Here is a 13,239-nt window from a genome sequence, read left to right on the forward strand (position 1 = left end):
AATTAATGTTCGAATGAATAGAAATGGGACAATTTACAGCTCCAGCACCTCCCCCTTACGGAATACAAGCACCAATACAGCAGATAAACGAATATCCTTTATGGGGAACAGAAGTAGCATTAGCATTATATTTTACTGAAGTCGCCGGTATGCTAATGGCTATAATAGGTGCTTTAGAGCTAACTGGAAAATATCCAAGTATGGCTAAGAAAGGTGCTCCTACTGTATTTGTATCAACCATATTAGCATTTGCATTTTTTGCTTATGACCTAGGAAGACCGTTAGCTGCAACATCCTCACCAATTGAGGCTTTAATAAACTTTTCCCACTCTTGGATGGCTAGAGGTATAATATTTGTCTCAGGATTACTACTATTTTCCTTACTGTATATGTTCTCCATATTCCTAAAATTACCACAAAAATTGGCTAGGAGTTCGAGAATTACATTTGCAGTTCTTGGAATGTTATTTGGAATATTTGCAACAACATATAGTGGTTTTGAATTTGCAGCTACTACAGGAATTCCATTTTGGAATAATGCTGGTATACCATTATTATTCTTAGCTGGTGGTGTTTTCGTAGGTTCTGGTATCGGTTATATTTTAGCATTCGTAACTAAAGGTGATGAAGGAATAATGGCTAGAAGATTAATGGCAAAACTTTTAGCTTTCTCTGGAATTGCGGAATTAGCCTCATGGTTCTTATTCCTAGCAACTGTGAACTTTATTTATGTATTTGATGAAATAGCCTATGATTATTTACTATCACAAAGTACATTTTATATAGATCTAACACTATCCGCTCTTGCTGTACTAATTTCTGGAGGAGGAACTCTTGTATTTTCATTTAGAATGATGCCTATGCCAAAAGAAGCGAGCAAATCATTAGGTGAGATAAAACCAGTGGATTTACCAACAGCAGTAAAGTACGCAGTTCTAATAGCAGCTATTTTCGCAATAGTTGCCGCATATCTAACTAGAGCTGACATATTGTTTGCTGGACAATATGCATACCAAGTTGCACCAATGACACCTTTCCAGATAGTAAGTAATCAACCAATACCAGTAGGAAGTTTTGGATGGAGAGGTTAGAAATAAAAACAAAGTTATTTTTAATTCCTTTCTTTTTTTCTATTATATTATTAATTATTAACAAACTGTTTTAAAAATAAAGTTTTTAAACCCTTATATTAAATATTTTATAGTAAAAAAATGTTAGGAACACCGCTCGTAATTTCTGATTTCCTTCTTTTTTTATTAAAAGAGAGTATGATACTCTCGAGCCTAAAGAACATAGACCCATCGGTCCTTGAAGTAATATCCAGATTTAAATTACATTTTCTAGTTTTATTATCTGCAAAAAGTTCAATAAAGGAATTAAAAATACTATCTAAGTTAACTATAATAGGACCCTTGTCTTCATATAAACTTTCGCAAGAACTAGGAATGCCGTCAGCAACTGCATGGAGAATTTTAAAGAAACTTTGTAAGGAAGGGTATGTACAAAAAGGAGAAAAGAGCTTTAGCATAACACCTAAAGGACTCGCTATTCTCTTTAAAAATTATCATGATGATAAAATACGAAAAGTTGTAGCTAAAAGGCTAAAGGAAATTTGGAACTATGAAGGTAGCGTGGACGAAATTTACTACTTGCTTAAGGATATGGTTGATTTAATTGATAAAGGAAAGATAGATATTAAAAACATTTGTCTTAATTATCCAGCATCATTAGCAGGATTTTTGTATCCTCTAGCTGGTGAATTGTCTGAAGAAACAAAAAAAGTAATAGCACATTACATGCTAAAAACATTCCCTTCAACTAATTTAACCCCCTATTGTAGGGGAATAATATCATTTGATAATAGAGCTACTCCGTATCTTATAGCTGTAGAATGTAAAGTTGAAGGAATAAAATTAAACCATTATTGTGAGTTATTACAAAAATTATATAACAAAAATTCTATAAGTTAAAATAAAAAAGAAAAATTTTTTATTAAAAATTTATTTAGCAACTTCTCCCAATACTTTAAATATTTCATTGAAGTCTGCTTCACTAAGTTTAACAAAAACTCCGTAGTTACCCATTACACATACTGCATATTCTCCCGCAGCTACTGCCCAACCGAGGAATGGCGTCCAATTCATTCCGCTGATCTTTGTAAATAATTCAGCCTCTGTAGTTCCCATTAATGAATTTGCAGCACACATCTTAGCTACCATTTCAGCTAATTCTTTAGTTAATGGTCCCTTATACTCTACTAACTTACCATCTGCAGTAAAATGGCCTGCTGCTATTGCTCCCTTTAACTTCATTAATCTGTCGAGTTTTTCGGAGACAGACATGTTTCTCTGATTTAAATTATATCTATCATATATATAAGATTTTTGTGAAAAACATTTTAATAATAAATTTAACTTGATTTTTGAAATGTTTAAATTATTATGATTAACATGTTAAAAGTAGTTAAAGGAAAATTAAAGAAGATAAATAATGTAAATAGAAAAAAATATAAGGAAAATTATTATATTGAAAATTTACTAAATAAAGAAATTTCCTATAATCAACGATTTAAGAAAAAGAGTCTAATAAGTATTGTGAAAATAGACGAAATAAAAAGGATGAGGCAAATAGGAGAAGAATATGAAAAACTTCTTGATAACCTGCTCAATCTTATTTTCCAGAAAGCATCAAATTGCTTGGCATTAGAGTTAGACGACTCTCTTACACCAATATTTGCTACAACACAAGTAAAAACACCGAATAGTTTACTTGCTTTTCCTTACAAATGTAATGGAAAAATAGGTTACATAGTAGTAACTGAAGATGGAAAAATAGTATTTGAGGATGAAGAAGGAAATATAATACAGATCGGAGATATAAGTATATGAAAAAAGTTACGGATTTTAAGGGAAAATTGTTCGAAGGACCAATATGGGTTAAAGACACACTCTATTTTGTGGACATTATTAGAGGTGAAATACATAGTATAAAGGAAAATCAACACGAAGTGATAAGACTAAATTCTTATGTGAGTTCAATACAACCAAGGAAGAAAGGAGGACTAATTGCAACATCTGGAAAGGGATTCTATATAATAGAAAATAATACAGTAAAACTTCTATATGAAGTTGAAAATTGGGATGAAAGAAATAGGTTCAATGACGGGAAATGTGATGCTATGGGAAGGTATTGGGTAGGGACTATGAACTTAGAGGAAAAGTATCCAACTGGAGCACTATATGTCTTAGACCTTAATATGAAGCTTAGAAAGATTTTAGATGGGGTCACTATATCAAATGGATTAGCATGGAGCCTAGATAATAAAAAGTTCTATTATATAGATTCTCCTACAAAGAAAATATATGTATTTAATTTTGACCTTATGAAAGGTGAAATATCAAATAGAAACACCTTAATAGATCTTTCTTCATATCCTGGAGTACCAGATGGAATGACAATCGATTCTGAGGGAATGTTATGGGTAGCTCTTTATGGTGGAGGAAGAGTATTAAGAGTTACTGAAGGTAGGGTGTTAGAGGAAATAAAAGTCCCCGCCTCTCACGTAACTTCAGTAACATTTGGAGATTCAGATTTAAAAACACTCTACATAACAACTGCAAATGACGAAGAAAATGGAGGATACATTTATTCTGAAAGAGTTGGCGTTAAGGGAGTGGAAACTTATTACTGTGAATTCTAACCGAAGTTAGTTCTTCTTTTTTCTATATTTTCATTACATATCACATTAGCCATCTTAACCTCATCATCAAAATATTTTATCTTAACTATTTGCCTATCATCAAAATATTCTGGGTACACGTGTTTCAAATTATCTGTTGAAAGCCCAGTATTATATAGACTATAAATGGGTTTTCCCATAGCATATGCCATAAAGAGCTCAATTTGAGTACCTACACCTCCACCAAGGCTAACTAAAACATCAGAAGACCTAACTAACATCACTGACCTACATCTAAACTCGCACCCCGTATATACTTTAATAACTTCATCTGGAATTTCCACATCTTCTCTCTCTATAGGAAGAAAAAGGATAACCGGTAATCCTTTATTTAGAGCCTCGTCTACCACAACTTTCATTAATCCCCAGTAACCACCTAAAAGTAATCTAACATTTTTACAACTTGACAGTCCATCAACAAATCTTTTAGCCCTTTCCTTTAATTCTTCTGAGACCTCTCCGCTATGTGCAGCTATACCAATTTGCATAATTACGTATGGGCTAAAGCTGGTAATATTTTTAACAGAGCTAGAATAATTCCTATTAATACACCGATTTCAACTAGCAATATTGTTATACTCCAATCCTCTTCATTATCTTTTTGACTCATATATTTTAATTCAAGAAGGGAAATTATAAATTATGTGTAGAATGTTAGCTTATATAGGGGGAAAGGAAAAGCTTAAAAAACTTGCAGAGTGTTTGATAACATCCGCTAAAGACGACCCTATAACACATGACGTACATTCTGATGGTTGGGGCATTGTGGCTTTCCAAGAGGACGAAATAATTTACTATCGCAGTGTAAATCCTATCTTTAAAGAGAGAGAAAAACTCATAAATATTATAGATTCTTTAAAGAATGCTAAAGTAATTATTCACGCTAGATTAGCTACTGATAAGTCATTAATAGCATCTTATTTATCACATCCATATATTGAAAGTAATGAGAAAGGAATATTCTTTATTGCCCATAATGGTAGTGTTGATAAACAATCGCTTGGTGAAGCTTTAGGAATAAATCCTAAACTTATGGTTGACTCTGAGCTTATTGGAAAGTATATACAGAAAAAAGGAATAGAAGGAGTTAAAGACTTGATTAAGTATACTAAATCTGCCTTAAACTTACTAATATTATATTTGGATAGAGAAAGTAGAAAGTCTCACTTATACTATTTTAACTATTATAATAAAGATTACATAAGAAGTAAAAGAATTCCAGAAGAGTATTATAAAATGTATATTGGTGAGAATTACATTTTCTCCTCTTCGTTAGCTTATACTGGTTGTGACAAGATGAGAGAGGCTGAGTTCGGAGAACTAAAAGAACTCTAATTTTTTATTCCTAGTAGTTAATCTAACTATTAATGATGAGTAGGGACCTCTAAGATTGGTGAAGAGAACTTACCCGTCTGACAATAATTTGATAAAACCTTAGTATAGCAGACATTATAAGTAAAATAATCGCTAAGGGAATTAATGCTATATTTATTAAAAAGAAAGTAGAATCGGATGCAATTAAAAACGGTAAGAACAAAATCATTAATTTCTCTAATGAGAGTAACCTTAAAGAAATAAGTAATAAGAAAAGTAATGCATTACTCGTGGCTTTATTGATTTTTCTTAACATTATGTTTACCTCTTTCCTGGAGTAATAAATTTAATCCAAGATTAATAATGCCTTATTTGTAGGAATTAATAAGTTAAAAATTCGAAATATCATTTTATCTGTTTTTATTTCTATGTAATAAAGAGTTATTATTAAAGAAAAAACTACAAACTATTCCTACAAATTTTGTCTATATTTAAAATAAGATTGCAAGAATCTCATCTCAGTACCTGCTCTTTGTAAAGATTATCTATTAATATATCTATGACGACATTATCACTGGCTAAAACAACAATGATTACCATATCCTTTTTAATGCCTAATAACAAATATATAATTATGAAAATTGTTGAAGATAAAGATGGTGAAAGGTTCTTAGTCATTGAGAGTAAGGAGGACTTAGAGAAGTTTAAGGAAGATGTTTTGAGGAGAATTAGGGAGAAGGCTAAGGCTTATAAACCTTCCATGAGTCCCAATCTCCCAAATAAATACTACACAGTTTTTTGAATCTACACTATAAATTATTCTAAGATTACCAGTAACCTCTATTGAAAATAAAGGATTTCCATATTTGTCCCTACCCAATTTTTCCCTCGCATATTTAAAGGGATCTATTTCGAGCAATTCTATTTTTTCAAAAATAAGCATAACGACCTTATCGTTATATCTATCAGCAACAAAATCTATTAGCTCTTGATAGTTCCTAGCTTTCCTCATTGAAAACCTCAATTCCCACTTATCACAAACCACAATAAAAAGATATAGAAAACATATTTAAAAATCTTTCTCTTTTCATATATTATCTCTTCAGAAATTATAGTTGTACAAATAAAGTAGTTCACATAGAATTTTTGCAGTAAACTAGGAGTTTACTGAATTTTTCAAAATTCAATGAGAAGAAAGCTTAATAGTTAGAAAAGTAAGAATAAGAATTAGGGATGAGGGGGTCAGGTCAGTTGCCGGTTGATCTATCATAGGTCAATTCGGACCCTCCTCATCATCCCCTCATCCCCGATTCCTATTTGTGAAAAAACACATTTAAAGAACTTTTCTGTTTTTAATTTTGTTCGATTAATATTTCATTAGAAATAATATGGATAAGTAATATAATATGCAATTAATAGGAGTATGAATCAGGTAAACATAACCAAAACGTTTACAGCGGAGTTCTGAGCTCTCCATCTCATGAAGAATGAGACTTGTAATTCATTTTATCAATACAATTTTTCAAAATTCAATGAAACTAATTACCATATCCTTTTTAATGCCAGCAATAAACATATAATTATGAAGACCGGAAAGGATGGGGAATATTATTATGTTGAATTGGACAGGGAGGAAATAATTAAGCTTAAGGAAATTGTTGAGAAAAAGGCTAAGGACCGTAAACCCTCTTATGAGATCCCATCTTCCAAATAAATACAATACAGTTTTTTGAATCAACACTATAAAGTATCCTTATATCCCCCGTAACTTCTATGGAAAACATGGGATTACCGTACTTATTCTTTCCCAGCTTCTCTCTCGCATATTTGAAAGGACTATCGAGTATGAGTAATACCTTTTCCAGAATAAGCATAACCAATTTATCGCTTTCAAATTCATCAAGCAAATATTCCGCTAATTCTTCTAAACTGTTTATTTTCTTATTGAACATAAACCTTGCAGTCCATTTCTCACAAACCACGATGAAATAAAAAGAAAATAATATTTAAAATCTTTTCTATTTTTATTTAATATCTCTTTAGAAATAATATGGATAAGTAATATAATATGCAATTAATAGGAGTATGAAACCGACAAAGATTGCTAAACCATTTACTGCGGGGTTATCATATCTGAAGTGGGCTAATGCGAACCTCCTCCATTTCCCATTTTTCTTCACATAAACCCCGGCTTCAGTAAACATATCCAAGAACATATGTGTGGGACCGACAATAATACCGGAAACCAATACTTCCACTAAAGCATAATAACCGTATATATAGTGTATTAGGAAGATTAAGGGAACTGTAGGTAATAATCCCCATACTACACTCCTCGGATAAGTGTGGGTTAAAGGAGTCCTAACCGGTATTAAACCTCTCCCCGTCAACAATTCCCTATGCCCCAACCGATCAATCAAAGAATTACCCAAAATAGAAGAATATGCAGCTATGAAAAAATTCGTGAAAAAATTGTTAGAAAGAAAAACCAAAACTAATGATATAACACCAAGCGAGAAAACATAATGAGTCCTCAATTTCACAGAATAGAATATATAAAAAAGGTATTTAAATTTAGTTACTAGAATATTTCTTTACTAATTCATAAAATTCTCTAAATTCTCCTCCTTTATAGACGTTAAACTCTGCATTTTTCAATACACCAGTTACAAACTCCTTACTAATCTTTATTGGTAAATTTTTAACAATATAATCTGCAGCTATATCTAAGTTTTCTTTAATTATAGTTATTCCCTCCATATACGCATTAATAACTTTATCCTCTTGTGAATTTATGTGAATTCCACAACTTCCTGGAACGTTAAGTAGATCTTCAAATGCTTCTCCTTTCCCTAAAGCAGAAGATAATGTTGCTGCACTAATTTGATTATTCTTTAACATATTTACAAGTTGCATCATATCATCAGAGTATACTAGTTCAGCCTTAACCTTTTTTAGATCTATTACAGCTCTTGTTAAAACGTCAGCAGCACTCCCCTTTCTCCAAACTCCTATTTTACCCTCTGTTAGTTTAGGCGAAATCAACATTAACTTCTTTACAGTAATAAAATCAATCCTTAGCCCTCTTTTTGCTAATGAAACTGTAGAATCAACTATAGCATCGACATCTTTTCCACCTTCTTTTCCGAAAATTATTTCTATGTCTTTATTCTTCATTTGATATGCTAATAAAGGGTAGGATACTGGGCCTGGAGCGGCTAATATTCTAATTTTATTCTGAGAATTCATGAGTTTCTATGAAACTACTTTTCTTAAATGCTTTTATTAGAAAAATTGACGATAACTAAACTTAAATATAGCGAGATAAATTACACCTTTATGCAAAAAAAGGATATAACATTTCTTCATGCATTATTAATTATTATTCCTTTGACTATTGCAATAAGAGCATCTAATAATATGTTAATGACAACAATTCCCCTTGTAACCAAATACATATTTAATTTTAGCGAAAGCGAGATCGGAATTATTTCAGCCCTAACTTCACTGTTTACGTTTATTGGAAGCGGTGTAATCAATTCTAGATTGAAACGCGATATGAGGAAAAAAGTTTTTAGAGTATCTGGCATAGTTTACGCTATACTTTTACCTATCTTTTATTTTGCTTCTCCAATTACTATTTGGGTTTTATCAGCGTTAGCCGGGATTGTTCTTGGTATACTTATGCCAAATATTATTACTTACGCTGGGTTATTAAAAGATAGAAAGCAAAGGGAAAGAGTACTCTCAATTTATACCTTAGCATTATCAGCAAGTTTAGTAATTGGACCAGCAATTGAGTCATGGATATTAAATTACTTTTCACTCCTAGAAGTTTTCCTATTCTTTGCCCCATTCTCAATTCTTTCTGGGATAATGTCATTCTTTGTAGATTTCCCAGAAGAGAGAAATGACGGTAAAAAGACAAAAGTCTTCGAAAATCCAGGGTTTATAACGGCAGTTATCAATATCTTAACATATAATATAGTTTTCTCAATACTTCTTGCTTTTGCAGGAATATATGCAAAATCTACTTTTAATATCTCTTACTCTTCTGTTACCCTAATCTTCTCAGCTTTCTTTCTAACCTCATTCCTTTCTAGGCTTTATCTTTCTATTAGGCCTGCAGAAAGGCTATGGTATTATATGTCTTTTGCAATATCAATAACAACACTTGGTTTAGTATTTATTTCAGTTTTACCATCAAACTTAGTTCTCTTTACAGTAGCTCTCTTGCTTCTAGGAATTCCTCATGGAATAACATATCCATTATCCATTATTTCTATAAGTAGAACTTTTTTACCGGAAGAAAGAAATGAGGCTAACAGTATCTTCTTTGCAGTCATGATGTTAATAGGCATAATAACTCCTACAATATCGGGCTTTGTAATTGAGATAATTGGATTTAGAACCACTCTAACTTTAATAATCCCTATAATCCTCTCGCTTCTAGTCTTGTTAAGACGTTATGTTAAATATGTTGATAATCAGATTGATAGAACCCATATGAATATAGCTAAATGACTCTGAAAATAGAATACTACATAATACTTTGCCACTATAGACCAAAGCTTTCAACAGCATAAGGATGAAATGGTTCTCTAATTAGCAGTTTACGTAAAATCCTAACGATAAGATAATTTTTAAATAAACCATTCTCAGTAGTGAATATTCTTACTATAAAAACGATAGAACTTATCATATTTACTAAAATTAGATATAAGTATTAGAAAATTATTTGTAAGAATTATCTTGTGCAACGATTTTCCAATAAATGCTACTCTAATCTTCAGTTATGGCCTTAATGTTTTCTGTTTGTCTAACAAAGAGAAGAGAATAAAACCTGATACAGCAGATATTAAACCAAATTCTTTATATATAGGTGTTGAAAGCAACAAGGAAAAGACAAAACTACCTAAGAGCCCAGATACAGCTTTTCCAGTATATAGAATTGCATTATTTGAAGTAGAATATTTTTCACCGAATATGTCTCCAGATATTGAAAAGTAAAGTGTTATAAGTGAACCACCAAAAAATCCAATTACTATTACTGAGGCTAATATAACGTTAAAAGTAAACAGTAGACTCCCTAATATCATCATAGTGAGTGTTAAGATTAATGTTCTGTATCTTCCTAGTATGTCTGAAATATACCCCAAGATTGGTCTACTTATCCCGCTTAACAAAGGAAATAATGTAATTAAGAATAACGTATTCTCATTTCCTATCACAGAAAGTGATGATGAGTATATTGTTAAAGGAACTGCGCTTAATGCAAATGAAAGGTAAATTAACCACCATCTACCTTCTTTTATTATTTTACTTGGTTTTTCTCCTCTTACAGTGCCAGGATATTCCACAAAATTCAATAGAAATGATAATGACACTACTTCTACTAGCCCTATGATCAACATTACTAGCCTATAATCTTGATAGGGATAAATAAAGGGATTCACTATTGATGCACCTAGACCGAAACCCAAGGATACGAAACCGGTAGCAAATCCTCTAGTCTTACTAAACCATTTTACAGCTAAATTTGCCGCAATTCCATACAAGATCCCTTCACCTATACTTCCTAAAGACCAAAAGAAATAGAACTCGTAAATGGTATTTGAAAATGAAGTACCTAAGAAGCCTATTGCTGAGAGTATTGATGATATAATTCCAATACCTTTAGGCCCTTTATAGTCAGCTATACTTCCTCCAATTATTTGGAAAACTGTTGAAAAGAATGTAAAGAGAGTGAAAGCTACTTCTATTTCTGGTATCGTAGAATTTAATCCTTTAACCAGGTGAGGTAGGAACGCATTCCAAGAATATTGATATAATGAGTTGAATGACATAATAATGAATCCAATTATTAGAAATTTTCTCTTCACAGTTACTACTTGTTGAAATAATTATTTATATTTCTTTAGCTCATATAAGGTTGTGGGTTATAAATCTAGGCTTTATCATTTAGGCAAATGGAATTTTCTAAGATATAGGTATAATCTGATAATAAGTAAAAAATTGGCTTTAAAGATTGCTAGGAAGAGATGGAAAGAGAGATATTTATGAGTTTCATTAATTAACACATGCTAGTTGAAATTCACCTTAACCTTTTAGAGTTTAAAAATTCCATTTCCAATTATATTCTAGAGACTGAAGAAAATGGATGGAACAAAATTAGAGGTTTCGAGGGTGAGTATTACTATAAAGAATTTAATGGATATGCTATTTTAGTTTCCACTAATTTTCCTCTTGAAAAGGGATATATTTTCGAGAATTTAAAGGTTAATAAGCTTAGGGAAATTCTTGATCAACCTGGAAAAGTTAAGTATTATTTAACGTTAGATATTTCTGATAAAGCACTAAGTACTACTGAGGAGGATTGTTTTGATACTTTCCCTGGCATAGACGTTGTTAACGGTATGTTAAAGGATTTTCAGTTCTTTAGAGACGAATGCTGTGTAAGAATAATTACAGAAATGGATTCTATTGATGATTTTCCTAGTGCATTAAATAGGATAATTAATGGATTCCAACTTTATTACTCAATAGTTAACCTTCAGGAACAAGTAGCTATAAATTACGTTAAGAACTATATTAAGTGAGGAATACTTACATGCCAGATCTCTAACAAACCTAAAGTAGTAATTTAAGGATCTTCTCACTTAATCAAAAACCAAGAGATATTTATTCATAAGTAAGTGAAATTTTCGTTTATTATTCTGTGTTTATTTCTAGGTTATTCTTAGTTATCTCAGATACAAAAGATTCTCCAGTTAATACTTATAGAAAAATTGTTACATTTGTGCATTATGTTAAAAATGTATAATAAAGATCAGTTTACTAATTGAAAATTCTTTCCTAGTAAGTGCTAAGACTAAGAAAATAAATTAAAAATTATTAATTAAAGAACAAATATTATTTTTTACGGTAACGAAATTTTCTAAAATATTATTCAGTAATTTTTACTCAATGAAGTGGAACTAAGTTGGTATTAATACTCTTTTTTACATATATGTGCATATTTATTTTTGTGAATATAAAAAATAGAAAGTATGTTATAAGATTAAACTTTTGAGAAGAAAAACTTTTTAATAACAAAGTTAAATAATCATTTTGGGAATTGAAATGTCAAAGATAAACTTCAATGAAGGAAATGCAACAAGGCTAGAGTATATATGGCCTATAAGGTTTGCTGTAGGATGGATGTTTTTAGATGGTGGTTTAAGAAAAGCAGTATTAAAGCCAGCTAAACTAGACCCTAATTCTCCTTCATTTGTTGGAGGAAAACTAGTTAACTTCTTACCCCATGCAGGACCATTTAAACCATTTTTACTAATGACTTTAGAGAATCACGCATTAAATGTAACTTTCTTAACAATATTCAGTTACATAGAGATTCTAGCTGGTCTATTCTTAGTTATAGGACTTTTGACGAGACTAGCTGCCTTTGGTGCAGCTGTAATGGCTATTGGTATGGCTCCAGCTTACTGGTTAGGTTCAACATGTGAGGATGAGTGGCAAATTGGTTCATTACTAACTGCTGGAGCTATAGTAGTTATGTTAACTGGTGCTGGTAGGGTTTGGGGATTGGATTATTTCCTCTACAAGAAGTTTGGTGATAGAGGTATTGCTAATGTTCCAATATTAAAGTGGATTAAATTGTGGTGAGAAAAATGAACAAAGTAGCAATTGTAGGAATTATTTTTGCATTATTCACTGTAGGCTGGATTTTAGGTACTGGCCAATGGGCATATGGTAATGTTGTAGGACCATTATTCAATAATTCAAAACTACCAAAGCTTAATGTTACCTATATTACTGCATATAATACTCCGCAAGGCTTATGCTTGATCATGAATATTACTGATATTGATGGTCCTGATGCATACCCAGCATCTGCTCCTCTAATGGAAATATCTAATGGAACATGGCACATTTTCCTAAACTCTTCACAGATTGCTAATGATACAGTAAAGATAATTCAAGCACCATGGAATGCAAATAAGAAGGATTCTGTTAATTGGTACTCAGGATTTATAGTTGTTTTAGGAAGTGAAGGACAATTCCATCTGCTAATAAAGGGATTACATTTATCTCCAGGTAAGTATGAAGTAAAGCTGTATACTCCAGCAATAAGTTCAAGCAGGCAAGCGATTGCTTACTTCACGATAAGTAGTTGAAGATAGTTT

General features: G+C 31.5%; 18 protein-coding genes. 10 read left to right on the top strand and 8 right to left on the bottom strand.

Annotated features, from left to right (window positions below; all coding sequences use genetic code 11):
• Positions 1–23 precede the first annotated feature (23 nt).
• A complete protein-coding gene (gene nrfD / locus D1869_RS10335) occupies positions 24–1,091 on the top strand; it encodes an NrfD/PsrC family molybdoenzyme membrane anchor subunit (protein WP_156015035.1) in 1,068 nt (355 codons plus the stop codon).
• A 120-nt stretch (positions 1,092–1,211) separates the two neighbouring features.
• Positions 1,212–1,970 (top strand): winged helix-turn-helix transcriptional regulator, encoded by a 759-nt coding sequence (locus D1869_RS10340; protein ID WP_156015036.1) that lies wholly within the window; start codon positions 1,212–1,214, stop codon positions 1,968–1,970.
• A 30-nt stretch (positions 1,971–2,000) separates the two neighbouring features.
• Here the strand turns inward: D1869_RS10340 and D1869_RS10345 are convergent, their stop codons facing one another.
• On the bottom strand, positions 2,001–2,342 hold the full coding sequence (locus tag D1869_RS10345) for a DUF2173 family protein (protein WP_156015037.1): 342 nt from the start codon (positions 2,340–2,342) through the stop codon (positions 2,001–2,003).
• Between the two features lie 108 nt (positions 2,343–2,450).
• On the opposite strand from D1869_RS10345, the gene D1869_RS10350 reads away from it, so the two are divergent.
• Together D1869_RS10350 and D1869_RS10355 are read left to right on the top strand one after the other, a co-directional pair.
• Positions 2,451–2,888: a hypothetical protein gene (locus tag D1869_RS10350; protein ID WP_231113599.1), complete on the top strand. Its 438-nt coding sequence runs from the start codon at positions 2,451–2,453 to the stop codon at positions 2,886–2,888.
• Positions 2,885–3,700, top strand: coding sequence for an SMP-30/gluconolactonase/LRE family protein (locus D1869_RS10355; RefSeq protein WP_156015038.1), 816 nt, complete (start codon positions 2,885–2,887; stop codon positions 3,698–3,700). Before D1869_RS10350 ends, D1869_RS10355 begins: the two co-directional genes overlap by 4 nt.
• Here the strand turns inward: D1869_RS10355 and D1869_RS10360 are convergent.
• A complete protein-coding gene (locus D1869_RS10360; protein ID WP_156015039.1) occupies positions 3,697–4,227 on the bottom strand; it encodes an LOG family protein in 531 nt (176 codons plus the stop codon). The genes D1869_RS10355 and D1869_RS10360 overlap by 4 nt on opposite strands.
• 154 nt (positions 4,228–4,381) lie before the next feature.
• Here D1869_RS10360 and D1869_RS10365 point away from each other — a divergent pair, with 154 nt between their 5' ends.
• Positions 4,382–5,074, top strand: a complete 693-nt coding sequence (locus D1869_RS10365; RefSeq protein ID WP_156015040.1) for a class II glutamine amidotransferase — start codon at positions 4,382–4,384, stop codon at positions 5,072–5,074.
• 673 nt (positions 5,075–5,747) lie between these two features.
• Here the strand turns inward: D1869_RS10365 and D1869_RS10370 are convergent.
• The 4 genes from D1869_RS10370 to D1869_RS10385 all read right to left on the bottom strand — a co-directional run bounded on the left by D1869_RS10370 (position 5,748) and on the right by D1869_RS10385 (position 8,302).
• Positions 5,748–6,098, bottom strand: coding sequence for a type II toxin-antitoxin system RelE family toxin (locus tag D1869_RS10370; RefSeq protein ID WP_156015041.1), 351 nt, complete (start codon positions 6,096–6,098; stop codon positions 5,748–5,750).
• Between the two features lie 625 nt (positions 6,099–6,723).
• Entirely contained in the window at positions 6,724–7,005 is a 282-nt protein-coding gene (locus D1869_RS10375; RefSeq protein ID WP_221267095.1) for a type II toxin-antitoxin system RelE family toxin, read from the bottom strand.
• A gap of 87 nt (positions 7,006–7,092) precedes the next feature.
• Positions 7,093–7,596, bottom strand: coding sequence for a DUF1286 domain-containing protein (locus D1869_RS10380; protein ID WP_156015043.1), 504 nt, complete (start codon positions 7,594–7,596; stop codon positions 7,093–7,095).
• 31 nt (positions 7,597–7,627) lie between these two features.
• Positions 7,628–8,302: a DUF3834 domain-containing protein gene (locus tag D1869_RS10385; protein ID WP_156015044.1), complete on the bottom strand. Its 675-nt coding sequence runs from the start codon at positions 8,300–8,302 to the stop codon at positions 7,628–7,630.
• 90 nt (positions 8,303–8,392) lie between these two features.
• Between D1869_RS10385 and D1869_RS10390 the strand changes: the two genes are divergently transcribed.
• A complete protein-coding gene (locus D1869_RS10390; RefSeq protein ID WP_231113600.1) occupies positions 8,393–9,577 on the top strand; it encodes an MFS transporter in 1,185 nt (394 codons plus the stop codon).
• Positions 9,578–9,611: 34 nt separating this feature from the next.
• Here D1869_RS10390 and D1869_RS10395 read toward each other — a convergent pair whose 3' ends face one another.
• Complete coding sequence (locus D1869_RS10395) at positions 9,612–9,755, bottom strand: hypothetical protein (RefSeq protein WP_156015046.1); 144 nt, start codon at positions 9,753–9,755, stop codon at positions 9,612–9,614.
• 91 nt (positions 9,756–9,846) lie between these two features.
• Complete coding sequence (locus D1869_RS10400; RefSeq protein ID WP_231113601.1) at positions 9,847–10,935, bottom strand: MFS transporter; 1,089 nt, start codon at positions 10,933–10,935, stop codon at positions 9,847–9,849.
• 52 nt (positions 10,936–10,987) lie between these two features.
• Here D1869_RS10400 and D1869_RS15705 point away from each other — a divergent pair, with 52 nt between their 5' ends.
• The 4 genes from D1869_RS15705 (at position 10,988) to doxA (ending at position 13,230) form a co-directional block, all read left to right on the top strand.
• Positions 10,988–11,116 (top strand): hypothetical protein, encoded by a 129-nt coding sequence (locus tag D1869_RS15705; protein WP_260311129.1) that lies wholly within the window; start codon positions 10,988–10,990, stop codon positions 11,114–11,116.
• Positions 11,117–11,133: 17 nt separating this feature from the next.
• Complete coding sequence (locus D1869_RS10405) at positions 11,134–11,652, top strand: hypothetical protein (RefSeq protein ID WP_156015047.1); 519 nt, start codon at positions 11,134–11,136, stop codon at positions 11,650–11,652.
• A 523-nt stretch (positions 11,653–12,175) separates the two neighbouring features.
• Positions 12,176–12,718 (top strand): thiosulfate:quinone oxidoreductase large subunit, encoded by a 543-nt coding sequence (gene doxD, locus D1869_RS10410; protein ID WP_156015955.1) that lies wholly within the window; start codon positions 12,176–12,178, stop codon positions 12,716–12,718.
• A 5-nt stretch (positions 12,719–12,723) separates the two neighbouring features.
• Positions 12,724–13,230 carry a thiosulfate:quinone oxidoreductase small subunit gene (doxA, locus tag D1869_RS10415; RefSeq protein ID WP_184651003.1) on the top strand — a complete coding sequence of 169 codons (507 nt, stop codon included), beginning with the start codon at positions 12,724–12,726 and terminating at the stop codon, positions 13,228–13,230.
• Positions 13,231–13,239: the final 9 nt, after the last annotated feature.

Source organism: Sulfurisphaera ohwakuensis (assembly GCF_009729055.1).
Taxonomy (GTDB): domain Archaea; phylum Thermoproteota; class Thermoprotei_A; order Sulfolobales; family Sulfolobaceae; genus Sulfurisphaera; species Sulfurisphaera ohwakuensis.